The following is an 18,323-nucleotide window of genomic DNA, read 5'->3' as shown; positions in this document are numbered from 1 at the left end:
GGCGGAAGAGCTCCAGCGCCTGCGGGCCGAGCTACGGCAGGCCCGCACCGCCGCCCAGCAGGCGCAGGACCGGGCCCGCGCCGCCGACGGACGCCTGCGCGAGGCCCGGCGCCGCGCCGAGGCGGCGGCCCGGGAGGTGGCACGGCTCGAACCGCCCCAGGACCGCTGAGGACGTCCCCGGGGCCCGAGAGTCACTCGCAGACGATCTCGTTCCGCGGTGTGTAGTGCGTGCGGAACGGCTCCCGCCGCACTTCCCGGCCGCCGTCGTGGAAGACCCGCTCCACGGTGACGTCGAAGCCCTCGAGCGGCGTCTGCGGCACGCACTTCTTGTCGGTGCTCACCTTGCGCGTGGGCTCCTTGACATTGGTGCGCGGCCCCTTCACCGACGTGATCTCGTCGTACTTCTTCGTCCCGAGGAAGGTGACGGTCACGGAGGTGTCGGTGGCCTCCGCCTGGAGGGCGAGGGCGTGACCGGAGTCGTTGGTGAACCGCAGGTCGAGACTGCCCCAGGCGACCGTCGCCTCACGGCCCTCCGGGTAGCGCTCGATGTAGAAGGAGTGGGCGCCGTACTCGACGGGCTTGACACCGGCGAAGAACATCGCGTTGAAGACGGTCGTGGCGACGGCGGACACCCCGCCGCCGGCCGCCTTGGTGAACTGGTCGTCGAGGATCATGATGCCCTCGACGAAGCCGTTGGCCTCGGTGCGCTCCCCGACGGTCCGGTTGAAGCTCCAGGTCTCGCCCGGCAGGACGACGGAGCCGTTGATGAGCTGCGCGGCCCGCCCGATGTTCTTCGTGCGGTACGGGGCCGGCTCGAAGTTGACGGTGAAGGAGGACATCTTCTCCGTCAGCCCCAGCCGCGCGGCGTTCTCCCGGGTCACCTCCGGCTGGATGCGCCGTACGGACAGCTCGCCGGTGCGGTCGGTACCCGACTTCGTCAGCAGCGGCAGCACGGACTTGCCCAGGGCCGCGTCGCTGACCTGGACGCCGACCCTGGCGTCCGAGGCGACCACGACCCGGTCGCCGTCGAGGCGGAGCGTGGCGTTCTCGGGGGTGGTGGTGAGATCGGCCAGCGGACGGGCCACGGCGGGCTCCGCCCGCAGTCCCTTGGCGTCCAGCCTCGGTGTCAGTCGGCCGGAGTCGTCCGGCCGCAGGGTCAGGTGGTCGCCCAGGACGGCCTGGTCGATCGTGAACCGCTTGTCGCCCGCGGTGAGCGTGACCGGCGCCGACATGGCCGGCTGTGCGAACTCCCGCACCGCCCGTGCCACCTCCCGGGCGGTGACCTTCGGCGCGGTCTCCCGGTCGGGCAGCACCGTGACCGTGTCCTGCGCGCCGCGCAGGAAGGCGGCGCGCAGCACACCGACCGCCGAGTCCACGTCCAGCGCGTGTCCGGTGACCGGGGCGACCTGCCGGACCCGGCCGTCGGTGAAGGTGACGGCACCGTCGCGGACCTTCTGGTCGAGGGTCTTCGCGAGCTGTCCGAGGGCGGCGCGGGTCTTGTCCTCCTCGACGCGCACGACGGGCTCGACGGCACCGCCCGAGCGGAAGAGACCGCCGATCACGCTGAACGGGTCGGAGCCGGTGCGGGCCGCCCGGTCGACGGTCCGCCCGGCGTCGAAGGCGAGTCCGGCCCGCCGGGGGTCGACCGTGCCGTCACGGTCGCCGACCCGCACGGGCAGCTCCCGTGCACCGGCCGCCGCCAGGTGCCGCTCCAGCTTCCGCACGGCCTCCTCACGGCTCAGTCCGCCGATCTCCACCCCGCGCACCGTCGTCCCCGTCTCGACCTCCCCGCCGGTGAGCAGCAGCCCGCCGAGATACAAGCCGCCGACGCCGACGGCCAGGGCGCCGCCGGCCAGGGCGAGGCGGGGAACGGACGCTATTCGCGAGACGGAGGCGGCGGAGGCTGCACGGAGGCGCATGGGTCTCCTGGTCGGTGGAGAGGCGGGGTCCCCGGTGACGCGACGCTGGGCGCGGGGCAAGCACCTCAAACTATCCACAACGGGGGCGGTGCGGTGCTATGTCCCAGGACACGTATGTTTCTGGTCACTCGTTTCCGGTCATGCCGTACGGCTCGTCGCCCGGCCGTCGCCGGACAGCCCCGGAACCGCCCGCGAGCGCGGCCGGGCGGACCGCGGGGCGCTCCCGCGCACCACCCCGGTGACCACGTCCTGAGCAGTGGGTTTGCGCAGCATCAGGAGCGCCGCGTCGTCGTGCAGCCGGCCGCCCACATGCGCCAGCAGGTCCTCGTGGAGCGCGCCGAGGGTACGCGCCGGATCGTCCGTCAGGTGCCGCGCCAGCCCGTCGGCGAGCGAGTAGAACGCCCGGCCGTGGTCCCGGGCCTCGGTGACCCCGTCCGTGTACAGCAGCAGCTGGTCCCCGTCGACGAAGGGCAGCACCTGGAGGGTGGGCGTCTCGGCGGTGAGGGCGCGCAGCCCCAGGGGCGGCGCGGGACGGGGCGTCTCCACCGTGCGGACCTCGCCGTCGCGCACCAGCAGCGGCGGCGCGTGCCCGCAGTTGACCAGTTCCAGGCTGCCCGGCCGGGGGTGTCCGGCGACCACGGCGGTGACGAAGTCGTCGCTGCCGAGGTTGCGCGCCAGGCTCCGCTCGATCCGGTCGACGACGTCGAGGAGATCGGGCTCGTCGTAGGCCGCCTCACGGAACACACCGAGCACCAGCGCGGCGGTCCCCACCGCCGGCAGCCCCTTGCCGCGCACATCGCCGACGATCAGCCGGACACCGTACGGAGTGGACACCAGCGCGTAGAGGTCGCCGCCGATCCGGGCCTCCGCCGCGGCGGCGCTGTAGCGGACGGCCACCTGGAACGGGCCGACCCTCGCGGGGACGGGTTTGAGCAGCGCGTGCTGGGCGGCCTCCGCGACCGAGCGGACCGCCGCGAGGACCCGCTCGCGACGTCCCCGCAGCGCGCTGGCCAGACCGCTGGCCAGGGTGACGGCGCCCAGGGCGGCCAGGACGACCGCCAGGTCGTGCCCCGGCGCCCCGTCCCGCAGCCCGAGCGTCGTGCCGAGCACGGTGGCGAGCAGGCCGACGCAGAGCACACCGCGTGGTCCGCAGGTGGTGGTGGCGAGCGCCGGGGCCGCGGCGAGCATCGGCAGCCAGGTCATCGCCGCCCCGCCGAGGAGGTCGACGACCACGATGGCCGTGATGATCAGTACGGGCAGTACGGGCGTGCCGGCGGCCAGTTGGGCGGGGGTGTGCTTGCGGGGCGTCGCCTGACTCATGATTCGTCCGCGGTCCTCACCTGTGGGCGGGGGTGTACAGGTGTCTTCAGGAAACAGGTTCGGTCGCGTGCGTCACAAGGAGAGGGTTTTCAGATAGTGAGCGACAGGCCCCTGGTCACGCGGCTCGCGGTCGGCAGCAGCCGCGCCCGGACCGCCTCCAGCCGGGACAGCCGGTCGGCGGGCAGCGACACGCCGAGCGAGCCGAGCGTGTCCCCGCTGTACACCGGTACGGCGACGCAGACCGTCCCGAGCGTGTACTCCTCCAGGTCGGTGACGGCCGGCGCCAGCGGCGCGGCGTCCAGGCGGCGCAGCAGTTCCGGCGGGTCGGTGATGGTGCGCGGCGTGAGGTCGGCGAGCTGGTGCCGGGAGAGGTAGTCCTTGCGGGCCTCGTCGTCCAGCTCGCGCAGCACGGTCTTGCCCAGCGCGGTGGCGTGCGCGGCGTCCTCGAAGCCCACCCAGAGGTCCACCCGGGGCGCGCGGGGGCCGTCGACGATCTCGGCGACCCTGATCTCGCCGTCCTCGTAGAAGGTGAGGTAGGCGGCGGTCGACAGCTCGTCCCGCAGCGCGGCCAGCGCCGGACGGACCCGGCTGAGCAGCGCCTGCCCGCGACCCCCGGTGTGCAGCGTCCGCAGCTTGTCGCCCAGGATGAACCCGCCGTCGTCCAACTTGCGCAGGTATCCGTCGTGCACCAGCGTGCGCAGCAGGTGGTAGGCGGTGGCCAGGGGCAGCCCCGTCTCGCGCGCCAGCTGTTTCGCCGGTGCGCCGTTCGCGTGCGCCCCCACCGCCTCCAGCAGCCGGAACGCCCGCTGCACGGAGGTGATGAGCGTGGGTCCCTCGCTCGCACCCATAGGACCAGCGTGCGCCGGGCGCGCGGCCCAGGCAAGGCACGCCCGGTTCCGCACGCTCCGGCGCGGGACGGTGACGTCCTAGGCGTTCTTGGGCGCCGCCTGCTGCACGACCTCGAACGACCACAGCGTGGAGGCGGACGCCGCGGGCTTGGGCCGCTCGGCGCCCTCGCCGCCGCCCTGGTGGGCGGCCTTCATCGGCCCCTCCATCCACGCCTGGAACGACTCCTCGTCGCGCCACCGCGTGTACACCAGGTAGGTGTCGGTGCCCTCCACCGGCCGCAGGAGCTCGAACCACTCGAACCCGTCGGAGCTCTCGACGGCGTGGGCCCGGGAGGCGAACCGCTTCTCCAGCGTCTCCCGCTGCTCGGCGGGCACGGTCAGCACGTTGATCTTCACTACGCTCATGACCCCATCCTGCCGGATGCCCCCACCACCCGGCCCCACCGGGCACCTGCGGCGTGCTGGGCGCCCCGAGCCGGGCCCACGCGGCCGGCCGGCCGAAGTCCGGCACGGTCGCGGGGCGGGCGGGCGGCGGTCCGGCGTCCGGGACCGTCGCGGAAGGAACGGGCGCCCGGCGTCCGGTGGGTCAGGTCTCGGACGACAGCACCGGGTCGCCTCCCAGGGCGGCCAGTTCCTCCGGGCTGCGGGGGCCGGGGGCGGTGTCCGCCAGGAGGCCCCGGGCGCGCAGCAGACGGGTGACCGCGACACCCCAGGGCAGTCGCAGCCCGGCCTGCCGGAGGAGATCCGCGCGGGCCAGCGTCGTGGGCGCGGGCCCGGTGTGGGCGCCCGACGGGGTGAGCAGGGCGGCGTCGTCGGCCCAGCGCAGGGCGAGGTCGACGTCGTGGGTGGCCATCACCACCGTGGTGCCGCGGGCGCGCAGCTCGTCGAGGGTGACGAGCAGCCGCTCCTGGCCGTCGGGGTCGAGCCCGGCGGTCGGCTCGTCGAGGATCAGGACCCGCGGGCGCATCGCGACGGCGCCCGCGATCGCGGTCCGCTTGCGCTGCCCGTAGGAGAGCAGATGGGTGGGCCGGTCGGCCAGGCCGGTGATGTCCAGCGCGGCCAGCGCCTCCGCCACCCGCGTCCGCACCTCGGCGTCGGACAGCCCCAGGTTCAGTGGCCCGAAGGACACGTCCTGGGCGACGGACGCGGCGAACAGCTGGTCGTCCGGATCCTGGACGACCAGCTGGACGGTCGTGCGCAGCCGGGTCAGCCCCGCCCGGTCGTACGACACCGCCCGGCCGTCGACCGTCAGCTCCCCGCGGTGCGGGCGCAGCCCGCCGCTCAGCAGCCGCATCAGGGTGGTCTTGCCGCTGCCGTTGCGGCCCAGCAGCGCGAGCGCGCGCCCTTCGCGGATCTCGAAGTCGAGGCCGTCGAGCACGGTCGGGCCGTCCTCGTACGCGAAGGAGGCGCCCCGCAGCGCGACCAGCTCGCTCATGACAAGGACCTTTCCAGGACGAGGGTGAGGGCGGCCAGGGCCACCAGGAGCGCGCACGCGGCCGCCGTGAACCGCGGCGAGACACGGGCCTCGGGCACCAGCACGCGCAGGGTGCCGTCGTAGCCGCGTCCGGCGAGCCCGGCCTGGAGCCGGGCCGCCCGGTCGAAGGACCGCACGAACGCGGTCGCTCCGAGCCCCGCCAGGGAACGCCACTCGGCGGCCCGGGAGGTGTGTCCGAGCCGTGCCGCCTGCGCCTGGCGGATCCGGCGCACGGAGTCCAGCAGCAGGAAGCTCATGCGGTACGTCACCAGCGCGACGTCGACGACCGGCGCCGGCACGCCCGCCCGCACCAGACGCGGCAGCAGATCGGACATGGGGGTGGTGAAGGCGAACAGCAGGACGCCGAGGGAGGCGGCCGAGGTGCGCAGCATCAGCTCCCCGGCCCGCACCCATCCGCCGTCGGCCGGCGTGAGGAACCCGTCGGGCCCGCCCACCTGGACCAGCAGGGTGACCGCGCCCGTCGCGCAGAAACCCAGCGGCACCCGGTAGGCGCGCCACAGCCGCCGGGCCGGCACGCCCGCCGGACCCAGCAGCACGACGAGCGCCGTCACCAGCACCAGGGCAGCGCCCGGCCACGGCGGGAGCGAGATCGCCAGCACGGTCAGGCCCAGCCCGAGCACGGCCTTGTCCACGGGATGACGGCGGCGCCAGCGGCTGCTGTGCGCCGCCGCGTCGATCGGCAGCACGAGCGCTCAGGCCCGTTCCGGTGTGGACCGCTCGGCGTCCGCCGACCTCGCCACCCCCGCGCTGCCCGCGGGAGCGGCGTCCGCCGTCCGCGCCATCCCGGCGGTGTCCGCGTCCGCCGCCTGCGCGCGCGCCCGCAGCTCGCCCTGGCGCCGCCCGCGCCGCAGCCCGAAGTAGTAGGCGAGGACGCCCGCGCCGAGGGCCGCCTGGACGGCGAACAGCGCCGACTCGATCTCCCCGGACGGCGGCTCGTACAGCGGCGAGAACCACGGCTCGTAGTCCGGTTCGATCTCGGTGATCGCCGTCTCCGCCTCGGCGTCGGCGCCCGTGAAGGGCTCCTCCTTGTGGTCGCCCAGGCCGAGCGCCAGCGGCAGCACGGCGAGCGCGACCACCACGAGCAGCAGCAGACCGTTGATCTTCGTGTTCCGGTTCATCGGGACACCGCCTCCGTCCCGGCGGGGGCCTTCCCGCCCGTCACCAGCACCCCGAGCCGGGTCAGCTCACCCTTGCTGGACTGCACCAGCAGACGCATCACCAGCACCGTGAGCAGGCCCTCGCTCACCGCGAGCGGGATCTGCGTGACGGCGAAGATGGACCCGAACTTGCCGAGCGCGCCCAGGAACCCGCTGCCCGGGTCGGGGAACGCGAGCGCCAGCTGCACGCTGGTGACGCAGTACGTGGACAGGTCGGCGACGAACGCCCCGAAGAACACCGCGACCATCAGCGGCGCCTCGGAGCGCCGCAGCAGCCGGTACACGCCGTAGCCGGCCCACGGGCCGACGATCGCCATCGAGAAGACGTTGGCGCCGAGCGTGGTCAGGCCGCCGTGCGCGAGCAGCAGTGCCTGGAAGAGCAGGGTGATGGTGCCCAGCACCGCCATGATCGGCGGCCGGAACAGCATGGCGCCCAGGCCGGTTCCGGTGGGGTGCGAGCAACTGCCGGTGACGGAGGGCAGTTTCAGTGCGGACAGGACGAACGTGAAGGCCCCGGAGGCGCCGAGGAGCAGGGTGCTCTCGGGGTGCTCGCGCACCTCACGCTGGAGTGCACGGACTCCGTGGACGACGAACGGCGCCGACGCGACGCCCCAGGCGACCGCGTGCGCCGGAGGCAGGAAACCCTCGGCTATGTGCATGGCTCAGCAGACCCTCTCCAGCACCTCGTGGATGGTTGACGCGCCTTGGCCGGTCTCCTGGCTGACGGGTACCACCGCCCGTGCTCCGCCTTCCCGGGTCCGAGGACCCAGTGGCTGCCCGTGAGGGCCGGAGCCGGACTTCCCGATCACAGTGGCGAGGGCCGCACCGGCATCACACCGGATTTCCCGTTCACCAAGGCGTGGTGACAGTAGTGGCTGTACAGGGGCGGTGACAAGCGGCCACGGGGGCGCGCGCACGGCGCCCGACGGCTCACACCCCGGCGCACAGCGCTGGCACGTGCTCTCGCCGCTCGGGCCATGATCCCCCTCGCCGTCCCACGCATGATCTGCCCCCAGGGGGTTACTCCGGTCCCATGGCACGGACATCGAGACCCGATCACCGCACCGGTGGCCCGACGAAGTCCGCGCAGCGGCACTCGCCCGGGCCGGACGAGCAGGTGGAACGACGCGCACCGGACGAGCCCAGCCAGCTGCCCAAGCAGTCCTGGTGGGCGGTGCTCAAAGGCACGGTGAAGGAGTTCAAGGACGACGAGCTCACCGACCGTGCGGCGGCCCTCACCTACTACGGCGTGCTCTCCCTGTTCCCGGCCCTGCTGGTGCTGGTGTCCATCCTGGGCCTGGCCGGCCGGTCGGCGACCGAGCAGGTGCTGGAGAACCTCCAGAAACTCGCCCCGGGCTCGGCCCGGGACATCATCAGCGACGCCGTGCAGCAGCTCCAGGGCCGCGGCGGGATCGGCTCGATCATGGCGGTCGTCGGCGTCGTCCTGGCGGTGTGGTCGGCGTCCGGCTATGTCGCCGCCTTCATCCGCAGCGCGAACGCCGTGTACGACATGCCCGAGGGCCGCCCCGTGTGGAAGGTGCTGCCGGTCCGGGTCGCGGTGACCGTGGTGCTGCTCGTGCTGGCCGTGATCAGCGCGCTGATCGTGGTGTTCACCGGCGATCTCGCCCGCCGGGCCGGTACCGCGCTCGGCATCGGCGACACCGCGCTGACGGTCTGGTCGATCGCTAAGTGGCCGGTGCTGATCGTCCTGGTCACGCTCATGATCGCGATCCTGTACTGGGCGGCGCCGAACGTGAAGGGACGCGGCTTCCGCTGGATCACGCCGGGCAGTGTGCTCGCCCTGGTGATCTGGCTGATCGCCTCGGCCGGCTTCGCGTTCTACGTGGCGAACTTCGCCTCCTACAACAAGACCTACGGCACGCTCGCCGGCGTCATCGTGTTCCTGGTGTGGCTGTGGATCACCAACATCGCCATCCTGCTCGGCCTGGAGTTCGACGCGGAGCTGTCCCGCCAGCGCGCCGTCGCCGGGGGACTCCCGCACGACGAGGAACCGTACGTCACGCCCCGTGACACCCGGGCCTGGAGCGAGGAGGACCAGCGCCGACTGGAATGAGGGCCGGCCGCGTTAGCGTCCGGCCGGCTCGGGAAGTCGCAGGTCATGAGGGTGTTGGCGGATCTGCGGAAGGGTGACCGCCGGCTGACGCGCCGCGTGGCGTCATGGCGGTCGGGCCGCGCGCGGCAGGTGTTGCCGGCGGTGGAGGAGGCGGCGCAGCACACCAAGCTGTGGTGGGGAGCCGCCGCCGTCATGGCCACGGCCGGAGGGTGGCGAGGGCGGCGGGCCGCGGCGGCGGGTGTGCTGAGCATGGCGGTGGCGGAGACGGTGTCGAACGGAGTCGTCAAACAGCTTTGGCAGCGGCGCCGGCCGCCGAAGGAGTGGATCCCGCACGAGGACGTCCACGACCGGCCCGAGTCCTCGTCGTTCCCCTCCGGTCACACCGCGGCCGCCGTCGGCTTCACCGCCGCCGTGGCGATGGTCTGGCCCTGGGCGGGCGCGGCCTGCGCGGTTCCGACGGTGCTGGTGGGCTGCGAACGGATCCACACCGGTGCCCACTACCCCTCCGACGTCACCGCCGGCGCCGCGGTCGGCCTGGCCGCCGCCGCCCTGACCCACCGCGTCCCCCGTCTGGCGGCACGGGCCCTGACCTGAGCCCGGTCCCGCGGGCACTTCCGGCCGCCCGGACGGCACCCGCGGATCCGGGTAGGTCCGCCCGGCGCGGGTGAGTACGGGTACTCATGAGCGGGCCCGGCCGCCTGCCGCACGCTGGTCGCACCAGACGTCGAGCGCTTCAGGGGGAGTCGAGGGTGCGTACCAGCGAGCGAGTTCAGGGGCGGGTCCGGGTCGTGTGGGGTCTCGCGCTGGCCGGGGCGGCCGCCGTGCTGCTGAGCGGCTGCTCCCTGAAGGAGGCCAGCTGCGGCGGGGGCGAGTACCCGGTCCTGGCCGTGGGCAGCACCGGCAGCGCCTGCGTGCCGAACGGCGAGGAGCCGCCGGAGGGATACGCGCGCTACCCCGAGGGCAAGGTCCCCGAGTACGTCGGCGACAAGTGGGACACCTACTGGAGCACCCACACCCTCGACGAGAAGGGGAACATCGTCGAGGCGCCGGCGGGGTGAACGTCACCCGTATCACCCCTCGGCGAGGGTCCGGTGCGGGGGACGGCCGTAGGCGCGGCGGTACAGGGCGGCGAAGCGACCCGGGTGCAGGAAGCCCCAGCGGGCGGCGACCTCGGTGACCGTGGTGCCGTCGAGGGGGTTCGCGGCCAGCAGCTCGGCGTGCGCGTGGGACAGCCGCACCCGGCGCAGATGGGCGAGCGGCGTGGTGTCCAGATGGCGCCGGAACGCGTACTGCAGGGCCCGCACGGTGACATGGGCGGCCGCGGCGATGTCGGCGACGGTCAGGGGCTCGTGGGCGTGGTCGTCGATGTAGGACAGCGCCAGGCGCAGGGTGGCCGGGTGGGCGTCCTTGCGGTCGGTCGCGGTGGGGTCGGTCAGCGCGGTGTTGGGGAAGGCGGCGAGCACCCCCGCGGCCAGGTGCTGGGCGGCGGTGGAGGCGATCAGCGGCTGGTCGGCGAAGCCGGGGTCGGACAGCACGTGGTCGCGCAGATAGCTGACGGAGTGCCGCAGGCGTCGCGCCGCGGCGTCGGAGTGGGGCCGGTGGCCGGTCAGGCGCACCGGCTCGGCTCTGCGTCCCGGGGCGCCCGCGGCGACCTGTGCCAGCAGGTCGGTGTCCAGCATGGTGATGTTGTAGCGGGCGTTGCGGACCCGGCCCGCGTACGGCAGGTCCGGTGGGGCGAACGACACCACGTCGCCGGGTCCGAAGGCGTCCTCGACCCCGTCGAAGACATGGTCCTCGATCGTGCCGTCGTGCATGAGACACAGGCAGATCCGCCCCAGCGGGGCCACCGAGTAGCTCATCTCGAAACCGAGGTCGATCTCGTCGACCGTCACCGACGGCAGCGCGGCGCGGCTGATCCGCGCCCGGACGGTCTCGGGCGCGTCGCTGCGTATGCGCATCTTGGCGTAGGCCCGGCTGAGGAAGTCCTCGGTCAGGTCCAGGTCGTCACTGTCGAAGAACAGCGTCTCCATCACGGCCTCGTCGGTGGGTCGGGTGCTCGGCACGGGTCGGGAGCGGGACACCCCCGACCGCCGCGTCCGCGACGTACACGACGAGGGGGAACGGCCATGCGCTCGTCACCCTCGGCTGCCCGGCATCGCGGCGGACATTCGTTTTCCGGACCGGCCCGGCCCAAGGTGTTCGTCCCCTGTGCGGCGGAATCCCTCCCTGAGGTGCAGGCTGGGACGTGACAGCGCCGCGACACCGCTCCGGCAGCGGTTCACGAAACTCGGATCAGCTCAGCGGAAAGACGGGTCGGCATGGCAGCGGAGGAGGACCTCCAGGAACGGATCGGCGCCTTGGAGGCGGAGGTCCGGCAACTGCGGCAGGCCGTCGCCTCCCACGCCGTCATCGACCAGGCCATCGGCGTCGTCATCACCGTCGGCCACCTCCGTCCGGAGCAGGGCTGGAGCGTCCTGAAGGACATCTCCCAGCACACCAACACCAAGCTGCGCGAGGTCGCCGAGTACGTCGTCCAGGGCGCCCACTGCGGCTGGCTCCCCGACGGCATCCACCAGGCGCTGGCCGACGCCCTCAAGCGCACCGACCAAGGCCGGGAGGATTCCGGGAACCCATCCGTGCGTGACTCTGGGTGACGCACGCAGTGACGTAGAGTCGACCTCCGGGGAGAGATACCGGAGGGGGATGACGTGCCGCTGGAGTCGGTGCGGTTCGCGGTCCTGGGGCCCGTACGGGTGTGGCGGGGGCGGACGGAGCTTGAGCCGGAGGGCCGCAGGAGCGTGCCTTCCTGGCGCTGCTGCTGGTCGGAGCGGGTCGGCCGGTCGCCGTCGCGGAGATCGTCGACGCGCTGTGGGGGACGGACCCGCCGCGCAGCGCGCTCAACGTGATCCGCCGGCACGTGGGGACCCTGCGGCGCCTGCTGGAGCCCGGCCTTCCCGCACGCGCGGAGGGACGGTGGCTGCTGCGGGAGGCGGGTGGCGTCGGTGCCGGCGGCGACGGTCAGGCCGCGCTCCAGCATGGCCGCCAGCGGCGGGGCGTCCGCGGCCGCTCCGGTGCCGTAGCGCCGCAGGAACGCCTCGCCCTGGAAGGACAGTCGGTTCTGCACGGACAGTGCGCCGCCGAGGGCGGCGACGCGGTCGAGGCTCGCGGGGGAGACGGTCTCCGCGTGGTCGAACAGCCAGCGGTTGCCGGCCGGGAAGAGACCTTCCGCCGCGAGTTTCTCGAACACGGCGAGATCGCGGCGGATCGTCTCGTCGTAGGTGGCGTGCAGACGGAATCCCCAGCCGTTCTCCATGAGGAGCCGGACCGCCTTCTCGAATTCCGCCTCGTAGGCGTTGAGTTCCGGCCGTGGCTGGGTGAAGTTCTCGAAGTCGGCGGCCGCCCAGGTGAGATTCTCACCCGCGCCGTTGAGGCGCAGCCAGGCGTCGCCGTCCTCGGGGCGGGCCATTTCGATCCACCGGGTGAGATCGTCGATCTCCTGCCCCGGGGTCTGCGGGAAAAGGTGATAGGCGATGCGCAGCGACAACTGGCCGGATTTCGCCAGTTCGACGACGGTGGAGTAGTTCTCGGGGAAGTTCTGGAATCCGCCGGCGGCGTCGATGGCCGAGGTCAGCCCGAACGGTTGAGTTCGCGCAGGAAGTGCCGGGTCGAGGTCTTCCTGTCCTCGCCTTCCAGGGCCGGCGCCTTCGCCAGCGCCGAGTACAGGATCAGCGCGCTGGGCGCGGCCAGCAGCATGCCCGTGGGCTCCCCGTCCCGGCCGCGGACGATCTGGCCGCCCTTCGGGTCGGGGGTGGAGCGGTCGTAGCCGGCGGCCTTGAGGGCGGCCCGGTTGAGGACGGCCGACTGGTAGAGGTGCAGGACGAAGACGGGCATGTCCGGCGCGGCCGCGTTCAGTTCCGCGACCGTCGGCAGCCGCCGCTCCGCGAACTGCTCCGCCGACCAGCCGCCGACCACCCGCACCCACTGGCCCTTCGGGGTGCGGGCGGCCTGCTCGCGCAGCATCGCCAGGCCCTGCCGCAGGGTGCGCACACCGTCCCAGCGCAGTTCCAGCACGTAGTTGAGGCCGCCGCGGATCACATGCAGGTGGGCGTCGTTGAGGCCCGGCACGACCCGTCGGCCGAGCGCGTCGACGACCCGGGTGCGCGGGCAGATGTGCGCGGCGATGTCCTGGTCGTCGCCGACGGCCGTGACGACACCGCCGCGCACGGCGAGCGCCCCGGCCTGCGGGTGGCGCGGGTCCTGGGTGTGGACGCGCCCGTTGCGGACGACGAGTTCCGCGGCGTTGTCGGTGGCCCGGGGGACCAGTCCGCCGACCGGCATTGCTGACACCGTGCGACAACCCCTTCGGGAATCGAGGAATTCATGTGCCCTCAACACAAGCCGTTCGGACGGCGCTCATGTGTTCTGTGAGCGCACCGAATGAGTGCTCACAGCGCACCGCATTCCTGTGCGCTGAGAGGACAGCGGCGGTGCACGCGTGAGCAATGCCGAGCCGCCCCGCGGATTTAGCGTGACGAGGAGAGGAAACGCACACGAGGACCGCGGGAGATGTTCATGTCCGAAGTCGTCGAGCCGGTTCGGCCGGTTCTGGAACCCGCCGCGCGGGCGTTCGCGGAGGCGACGGCGAACCCGCCGTACCTGTTCGAACTGCCGCCGGCGGAGGGACGCAAGGCCGTCGACGAGGTCCAGTCCGGCGACATCGACAAGCCGGCCGTCGACGAGGAGTGGATCACCGTCCCCGGCGGCCCCACCGGCAGCGTCCGCGCCCGCCTCGTGCGGCCCGCCGGCCGCACCGGCATCCTCCCGGTGATCCTCTACATCCACGGCGCCGGCTGGGTCTTCGGCAACGCCCACACCCACGACCGCCTGGTCCGCGAACTCGCCGCCGGCACCGACGCCGCCGTCGTCTTCCCCGAGTACGACCTCTCACCCGAGGTCCGCTACCCCGTCGCCCTGGAACAGAACTACACCGTCGCCCGCTGGATCACCGAACAGGGCAGCGCCCACGGCCTGGACGGCACACGGCTGGCGGTGGCCGGCGACTCCGTCGGCGGCAACATGACCGCCGCCCTGACCCTGCTGGCCAAGGAACGCGGCGGCCCCCACCTCACCCACCAGGTGCTGTTCTACCCCGTCACCGACGCCGCCTTCGACACCCCCTCCTACCACCAGTTCGCCCAGGGCTACTTCCTGCGCCGGGACGGCATGCGCTGGTTCTGGGACCAATACACCACCGACACCGCCGAACGCGACCAGCCCACCGCCTCACCCCTGCGCGCCACCACCGAACAGCTCACCGGCCTGCCCCCCGCGCTCGTCGTCACCGCCGAGGCCGACGTCCTGCGCGACGAGGGCGAGGCCTACGCGGCCAGACTCCGCACCGCCGGCGTCCCCGTCACCGCCGTCCGCTTCCAGGGCGTCATCCACGACTTCGTCATGCTCAACGCCCTGCGCTCCACCCATGCCGCCGAAGCCGCCATCACCCTCGCCGTCCACACCCTGCGCACCGCCCTGCACCCCGCCTGAGTCCGAGGAGACACCCCTTACATGTCCGCCGCCACGCCCACCGTCCTCCTCGTCCACGGCGCGTTCGCCGACGCCGCGAGCTGGTCCGGTGTCATCGCCGAGCTCCAGGGCCACGGCATCCCCGTCATCGCCCCGCCCAACCCGCTGCGCGGTCTGGCCTCCGACGCCGCGTACATCGCCTCCGTCGCCGCCCAGATCGACGGCCCCGTGATCCTCGTCGGCCACTCCTACGGCGGTGCCCTCATCACCGTGGCCGGCACCACGGAGAACGTCGTCGGTCTCGTCTACGTCGCCGCGTACGTCCTGGAAGAGGGCGAGAGCCTCGGCGAGCTTCAGGGCCGCTTCCCGGCGTCGCCGCTGGTCAGCAACCTCAAGCAGTGGACGTACCCGGTGCCGGGCGGCGGCACCGCCGTCGAGGTCACCATCGCCGAGGACGCCTTCCCGACGGTGTTCGCCGCCGACGTGCCGGCCGGGGTCACCAAGATCCTCGCCTCCGCCCAGCGCCCGCTGGCCGCCGCCGCGTTCGAGGAGACCGCGAGCGCGGCCGCCTGGACGGCCAAGCCGTCCTGGGCCGTCGTGGCCGGCGCCGACAACGCGATCAACCCCGAGGTCCAGCGCTTCGCCGCGAAGCGCGCCGGCGCGACCGTCGTCGAACTGGACGACGCCTCCCACGCCGTCGCCGTCTCCCGCCCCGAGCAGGTCGCCGAGGTGATCCGCGAGGCGGTACGCGCCACCGGCTGACACCCGGGGGCCCCGAGCAGCCGTGCGGACGCGTTCCCGTGCGACGCGCCCGCACGGCCCACACCCGCCCCCGTCGGCGCGAGCGCCCCGTCACCGCACGGCGGGTTCGCGCCGGCCATGGCGGTGGCGGTGGGTGAGGTCTTCCGCTGCCCCGGCCCAGTCGGGGTGGGTGAAGGTGAACCCGGCGTCGAGGAGGCGGCCGGGCACGACGCGGCGGCTCTTGAGCAGCAGTTCGGTGTCGGAGCGCAGGGCGAAGGCGCCGACCTCGGCCATCCAGCGCGTCGCGGGCAGCCCCACCGGGACGCCCCACGCGGTGCGCAGGGCGCGCATGAACGCGCGGTGCGGCTGGGGCTCTGGAGCGGCGAGGTTGACCGGCCCGGAGAGATCCTCCCGGTCGATCAGGAACTCGACGGCGCGCAGGAAGTCGAGGTCGTGGATCCACGACACGTACTGCGCGCCGCCCGCCACCGGCCCGCCGAGACCGAGCCGGACCAGCCGCGACAGCACGTCGAAGACACCGCCCCGGTCGGGGCTCATGACCATGGCGGACCGCAGGGCCACCCTGCGGGTGTCCGGTGTCGCGGCCCGCTCCTGCTCCCGCTCCCAGTTCCTGGCGATGTCGACGCTGTAGGACCAGTACCCCGGAGCGTCGGGCTCCGTGCCGCCCAGCACGCCGGTGGCCTCGTCGTGGGCGGTGTCGAAGCGGTGGGCGTAGATCGTGGCGGTGCTCATCTGGAGCCAGACCCTCGGCGGCCGGGCGGCCCGGGCGATCGCCTCGCCCACGACCCGGGCGGAGAGCACCCGGGAGTCCATCATCTCCCGCAGGTTGTCGGGGGTGTAGCGGCAGCTGACGCTGCGCCCCGCCAGGTTGATCACCACGTCACTGCCGTCGACCGCGTCGGCCCAGGGGCCGAGCGTCCGGCCGTCCCACGGCAGCTCTCCCGGGCCGGACGCCCGCCGGGTCAGCACCACGACCTCGTGCCCGGCCGCCGTCAGCGCACGCCGCAGCACGGTCCCCACCTGCCCGGTCCCCCCGGGTATGACGATCCTCATCTGGCCTCCCCGTCTCGTCGTGGGACGGACACTACCCCGGTTTTGAACGTGTTCAAAACCGGGGTGGTGGTCGGGGCGGCCCGTCTCAGCTCCCGTGCACCTCCAGCGCGGCCCGCACCGCCGACTCCACCGCGCCCTCGATCCACGACGGCTTCACCGAGGTGTGGTCGCCCGCGAAGTGCAGCGGCCCCTCGGGCGAGCGGATCGCCGTCAGCAACTCGGTGTGCTGGCCCGGCAGCAGCACCGACGCCTCCCCGTAGGCGTAGGGGTCGCGCAGCCAGCTCTGGGTGCGGCCGGCGCCCGTGTAGAAGACCTCGACGCGCTGGCCGTACACCTGCTGAAGTCCCCTGAGCGCGTGCGGATAGCGGGCGTCGTCCTCCAGGGAGTCCCAGCGGGAGGCGTCGTCGGCCCAGCTGTAGGAGGCCAGCACCACTCCGCCCTCGCTGCCCGCCACCGGATGGGACGGGTTGATCATGAAGCGGTTGGAGTTGTCGGAGACCGAGCCGCCGCCGACGATCCGCGCCGCCTCCGGCTGGTCACGGGTCACCCACCGGTCGGCCGCGTAGTGCACCCGCTGCGCTGCGCTGATGTGGCCCGGCGGCACGGACGGGTGCGCGCCCAGCAGACTCCCGTCCGAGAGCGCCTTCCCGGCCCGGTACTCCTCGTACAGCCCCGTCCGTACGGCGTCGAGCTCCCGCTTCCAGTCGTCCTCCGAGAACTCCCACCACCGGCGGCTGAACTCCAGCAGCACCTTCGTCGCGCTGTCGTAGTGCAGTTCCGCGACGGCACGCCGCTTCTTGTACGACATCAGCGGGCTGACCTGCACCTGCCGCAGCCCCGAGAACGGCACGGTCACGATCGCGACGTCACCGGTGAACTGCTCCCGCACGACCTTGCCGTCACGGCCCTCGGACACCGTGTCGACCCACACGTGCGGCCCGTCGGCGCGGACGTGCGCGGTGTCGTCGGTGCCGGTCCGCTCCGGCGACCAGTACTCGACGCGCGTCACCCGCCGGTCGAGCCGCAGCACGTCGGAGACCTCCCGCAGCAGCGCGTCCGGCAGCGTGGCCGTGCCGCCGACCAGCTCCCAGAACTCGGTGTCGGGGCTGATCAGCGAGGCGCTGATGAAGCTGTGGATGAAGGACAGCGGCAGACGGGAGGTGAGGTTCTCCAGGGTGCCGACCAGATCGATGGTGCGCTCGTCCAGACCGGCCTCCTCGGTCAGGAACCGGTACATCGACCAGTCCCCGTACCTCTGCACGACCCGGGCCCAGCCCCGCACCCGCTCCGGCATCGGCTTGTCGACGCGTTTGCCGTCGGCGCCCACGGTGCTGAACTCGTCGCGCACCGGGTCCAGGGCCTGGCGCAGGATCGTCGAGGACGGTGTGTCCCAGTACGCGCGCGGCACCCCGAAGGACCGGTTGACCTTGCGCGGCGACCGCGCGTACTCGGAGCGGCGCACCCGGACGCCGTTGACGTGCAGCCAGGCGTTGTTGACGGGCTTGCCGTCGGCGTCGACGTCGACGAGGTGGAACCGGCGCCGCTCGACGCCCAGTCGGTCGATGAGGCTCATCACCAGCGGATGGCTGCCGGGGATCCGCATGGCCCCCGCCTCCGCGTACTGCGCCGGATCGGCGAACGCCCGCGCCGCGTTCTCGTGCCCGCCGGTCCGGAAGGTCTTGATCCGGCCGCCGACCCGGTTGCCGTTGGCCTCCAGGAGCGTGACGTGGTGCCCGGCCCGCTTCAGCAGCCAGGCGGCCACCAGCCCGGCGGGCCCGGCACCCACGACGAGCACCTTCTTCGCGGTCTTCGTCCCGGTGCGGGGCAGTCCGTCGGCCAGGACCTTCCGGTACCCGGGCACCAGGGGCCGGTCCTGCGAGTCCACCACCAGCAGGGCCCGGGCGACCGCCAGGCAGGTGGCCGGGTCGGCGGTGGACCGCGGCGGACGGGGCGCCTGCGGCACCGCGGCCGCGGCGAGCGGGGCCGAGGCCGCGAGCGCGGCTCCGGCCGCACCGGCCGTGGCGGTGAACTGCCGCCGCGACAAACGGGGTTGAGGGGATCGGGACTGCTCGACAGAGGCATGGGAATGGTCCATGTGCCCTGGATACGGGGGCGGTCCGGCGGCCCGTGGAGGTCCGGCCGATCATCACCTGAACGTGGGAGCGTGACGGC

At 73.2% G+C, this 18,323-nt stretch carries 17 protein-coding genes, 2 pseudogenes and 1 riboswitch; of the genes and pseudogenes, 7 read left to right on the top strand and 12 right to left on the bottom strand.

What is annotated here, in order from left to right; genetic code table 11:
- Window positions 1-191 precede the first annotated feature (191 nt).
- The 8 genes from ALMP_RS09440 to ALMP_RS09405 form a co-directional block, all read right to left on the bottom strand.
- Complete coding sequence (locus tag ALMP_RS09440) at window positions 192-1,919, bottom strand: VanW family protein (RefSeq protein ID WP_264925831.1); 1,728 nt, start codon at window positions 1,917-1,919, stop codon at window positions 192-194.
- 138 nt (window positions 1,920-2,057) lie between these two features.
- Window positions 2,058-3,239, bottom strand: coding sequence for a PP2C family protein-serine/threonine phosphatase (locus tag ALMP_RS09435; RefSeq protein WP_264925830.1), 1,182 nt, complete (start codon window positions 3,237-3,239; stop codon window positions 2,058-2,060).
- A gap of 89 nt (window positions 3,240-3,328) precedes the next feature.
- On the bottom strand, window positions 3,329-4,087 hold the full coding sequence (locus ALMP_RS09430; RefSeq protein WP_264925829.1) for an IclR family transcriptional regulator: 759 nt from the start codon (window positions 4,085-4,087) through the stop codon (window positions 3,329-3,331).
- A gap of 78 nt (window positions 4,088-4,165) precedes the next feature.
- Window positions 4,166-4,492 (bottom strand): antibiotic biosynthesis monooxygenase, encoded by a 327-nt coding sequence (locus ALMP_RS09425; RefSeq protein ID WP_264925828.1) that lies wholly within the window; start codon window positions 4,490-4,492, stop codon window positions 4,166-4,168.
- Window positions 4,493-4,673: 181 nt separating this feature from the next.
- Entirely contained in the window at window positions 4,674-5,522 is an 849-nt protein-coding gene (locus ALMP_RS09420; protein ID WP_264925827.1) for an energy-coupling factor ABC transporter ATP-binding protein, read from the bottom strand.
- Window positions 5,519-6,268, bottom strand: coding sequence for a cobalt ECF transporter T component CbiQ (gene cbiQ, locus ALMP_RS09415; protein WP_264925826.1), 750 nt, complete (start codon window positions 6,266-6,268; stop codon window positions 5,519-5,521). The genes ALMP_RS09420 and cbiQ overlap by 4 nt, the downstream gene beginning before the upstream one ends.
- Window positions 6,269-6,274: 6 nt before the next feature.
- Window positions 6,275-6,700 carry an energy-coupling factor ABC transporter substrate-binding protein gene (locus ALMP_RS09410; protein ID WP_264925825.1) on the bottom strand — a complete coding sequence of 142 codons (426 nt, stop codon included), beginning with the start codon at window positions 6,698-6,700 and terminating at the stop codon, window positions 6,275-6,277.
- Window positions 6,697-7,398 (bottom strand): energy-coupling factor ABC transporter permease, encoded by a 702-nt coding sequence (locus tag ALMP_RS09405; protein ID WP_264925824.1) that lies wholly within the window; start codon window positions 7,396-7,398, stop codon window positions 6,697-6,699. The genes ALMP_RS09410 and ALMP_RS09405 overlap by 4 nt, the downstream gene beginning before the upstream one ends.
- Before the next feature lie 29 nt (window positions 7,399-7,427).
- A riboswitch (cobalamin riboswitch) is annotated at window positions 7,428-7,611 on the bottom strand.
- A 161-nt stretch (window positions 7,612-7,772) separates the two neighbouring features.
- Here ALMP_RS09405 and ALMP_RS09400 point away from each other — a divergent pair.
- The 3 genes from ALMP_RS09400 to ALMP_RS09390 all read left to right on the top strand — a co-directional run bounded on the left by ALMP_RS09400 (window position 7,773) and on the right by ALMP_RS09390 (window position 9,871).
- Window positions 7,773-8,813, top strand: a complete 1,041-nt coding sequence (locus ALMP_RS09400) for a YihY/virulence factor BrkB family protein (RefSeq protein WP_264925823.1) — start codon at window positions 7,773-7,775, stop codon at window positions 8,811-8,813.
- 45 nt (window positions 8,814-8,858) lie between these two features.
- Complete coding sequence (locus ALMP_RS09395) at window positions 8,859-9,407, top strand: phosphatase PAP2 family protein (protein WP_264925822.1); 549 nt, start codon at window positions 8,859-8,861, stop codon at window positions 9,405-9,407.
- 155 nt (window positions 9,408-9,562) lie between these two features.
- Window positions 9,563-9,871 carry an SCO0607 family lipoprotein gene (locus tag ALMP_RS09390; RefSeq protein ID WP_264925821.1) on the top strand — a complete coding sequence of 103 codons (309 nt, stop codon included), beginning with the start codon at window positions 9,563-9,565 and terminating at the stop codon, window positions 9,869-9,871.
- Window positions 9,872-9,883: 12 nt separating this feature from the next.
- On the opposite strand, the gene ALMP_RS09385 is transcribed toward ALMP_RS09390, so the two are convergent.
- Entirely contained in the window at window positions 9,884-10,876 is a 993-nt protein-coding gene (locus ALMP_RS09385) for a helix-turn-helix transcriptional regulator (protein WP_375803461.1), read from the bottom strand.
- A 255-nt stretch (window positions 10,877-11,131) separates the two neighbouring features.
- On the opposite strand from ALMP_RS09385, the gene ALMP_RS09380 reads away from it, so the two are divergent.
- Together ALMP_RS09380 and ALMP_RS44130 are read left to right on the top strand one after the other, a co-directional pair.
- Complete coding sequence (locus ALMP_RS09380) at window positions 11,132-11,467, top strand: ANTAR domain-containing protein (RefSeq protein WP_264925820.1); 336 nt, start codon at window positions 11,132-11,134, stop codon at window positions 11,465-11,467.
- 152 nt (window positions 11,468-11,619) lie between these two features.
- Window positions 11,620-11,700 (top strand): annotated as a pseudogene (locus ALMP_RS44130) (hypothetical protein); the annotation flags it as partial.
- 84 nt (window positions 11,701-11,784) lie between these two features.
- Here ALMP_RS44130 and ALMP_RS09370 read toward each other — a convergent pair.
- Window positions 11,785-13,160, bottom strand: a pseudogene (locus tag ALMP_RS09370) (amidohydrolase); the annotation flags it as partial.
- 225 nt (window positions 13,161-13,385) lie between these two features.
- Here ALMP_RS09370 and ALMP_RS09365 point away from each other — a divergent pair.
- Together ALMP_RS09365 and ALMP_RS09360 are read left to right on the top strand one after the other, a co-directional pair.
- Complete coding sequence (locus tag ALMP_RS09365; RefSeq protein ID WP_264925819.1) at window positions 13,386-14,357, top strand: alpha/beta hydrolase; 972 nt, start codon at window positions 13,386-13,388, stop codon at window positions 14,355-14,357.
- A 21-nt stretch (window positions 14,358-14,378) separates the two neighbouring features.
- A complete protein-coding gene (locus tag ALMP_RS09360) occupies window positions 14,379-15,098 on the top strand; it encodes an alpha/beta fold hydrolase (protein ID WP_264925818.1) in 720 nt (239 codons plus the stop codon).
- Window positions 15,099-15,188: 90 nt separating this feature from the next.
- On the opposite strand, the gene ALMP_RS09355 is transcribed toward ALMP_RS09360, so the two are convergent.
- Both ALMP_RS09355 and ALMP_RS09350 read right to left on the bottom strand, forming a co-directional pair.
- Window positions 15,189-16,151 carry an epimerase gene (locus ALMP_RS09355; protein ID WP_264925817.1) on the bottom strand — a complete coding sequence of 321 codons (963 nt, stop codon included), beginning with the start codon at window positions 16,149-16,151 and terminating at the stop codon, window positions 15,189-15,191.
- Between the two features lie 85 nt (window positions 16,152-16,236).
- The gene (locus tag ALMP_RS09350; RefSeq protein WP_264925815.1) at window positions 16,237-18,246 is read right to left on the bottom strand and encodes an FAD-dependent oxidoreductase; all 2,010 of its coding nucleotides are present in this window, start codon (window positions 18,244-18,246) and stop codon (window positions 16,237-16,239) included.
- Window positions 18,247-18,323: the final 77 nt, after the last annotated feature.

The sequence above is a fragment of the Streptomyces sp. A012304 genome (genome assembly GCF_026008495.1).
Taxonomy (GTDB): domain Bacteria; phylum Actinomycetota; class Actinomycetes; order Streptomycetales; family Streptomycetaceae; genus Streptomyces.
This window is presented reverse-complemented; position numbering and strand designations above follow the sequence as displayed.

What these genes read in the sequence shown, in the direction of transcription:
- ALMP_RS09395 (WP_264925822.1), top strand. Translation starts at nt 8,859, where the DNA reads ATGAGGGTGTTGGCGGATCTGCGGAAGGGTGACCGCCGGCTGACGCGC.
- ALMP_RS09380 (WP_264925820.1), top strand. Translation starts at nt 11,132, where the DNA reads ATGGCAGCGGAGGAGGACCTCCAGGAACGGATCGGCGCCTTGGAGGCG.
- ALMP_RS09360 (WP_264925818.1), top strand. Translation starts at nt 14,379, where the DNA reads ATGTCCGCCGCCACGCCCACCGTCCTCCTCGTCCACGGCGCGTTCGCC.
- ALMP_RS09425 (WP_264925828.1), bottom strand. Translation starts at nt 4,492, where the DNA reads ATGAGCGTAGTGAAGATCAACGTGCTGACCGTGCCCGCCGAGCAGCGG.
- ALMP_RS09435 (WP_264925830.1), bottom strand. Translation starts at nt 3,239, where the DNA reads ATGAGTCAGGCGACGCCCCGCAAGCACACCCCCGCCCAACTGGCCGCC.
- ALMP_RS09355 (WP_264925817.1), bottom strand. Translation starts at nt 16,151, where the DNA reads ATGAGGATCGTCATACCCGGGGGGACCGGGCAGGTGGGGACCGTGCTG.
- ALMP_RS09440 (WP_264925831.1), bottom strand. Translation starts at nt 1,919, where the DNA reads ATGCGCCTCCGTGCAGCCTCCGCCGCCTCCGTCTCGCGAATAGCGTCC.
- ALMP_RS09410 (WP_264925825.1), bottom strand. Translation starts at nt 6,700, where the DNA reads ATGAACCGGAACACGAAGATCAACGGTCTGCTGCTGCTCGTGGTGGTC.
- ALMP_RS09365 (WP_264925819.1), top strand. Translation starts at nt 13,386, where the DNA reads ATGTCCGAAGTCGTCGAGCCGGTTCGGCCGGTTCTGGAACCCGCCGCG.
- ALMP_RS09350 (WP_264925815.1), bottom strand. Translation starts at nt 18,246, where the DNA reads ATGGACCATTCCCATGCCTCTGTCGAGCAGTCCCGATCCCCTCAACCC.
- ALMP_RS09405 (WP_264925824.1), bottom strand. Translation starts at nt 7,398, where the DNA reads ATGCACATAGCCGAGGGTTTCCTGCCTCCGGCGCACGCGGTCGCCTGG.
- ALMP_RS09420 (WP_264925827.1), bottom strand. Translation starts at nt 5,522, where the DNA reads ATGAGCGAGCTGGTCGCGCTGCGGGGCGCCTCCTTCGCGTACGAGGAC.
- ALMP_RS09430 (WP_264925829.1), bottom strand. Translation starts at nt 4,087, where the DNA reads ATGGGTGCGAGCGAGGGACCCACGCTCATCACCTCCGTGCAGCGGGCG.
- ALMP_RS09400 (WP_264925823.1), top strand. Translation starts at nt 7,773, where the DNA reads ATGGCACGGACATCGAGACCCGATCACCGCACCGGTGGCCCGACGAAG.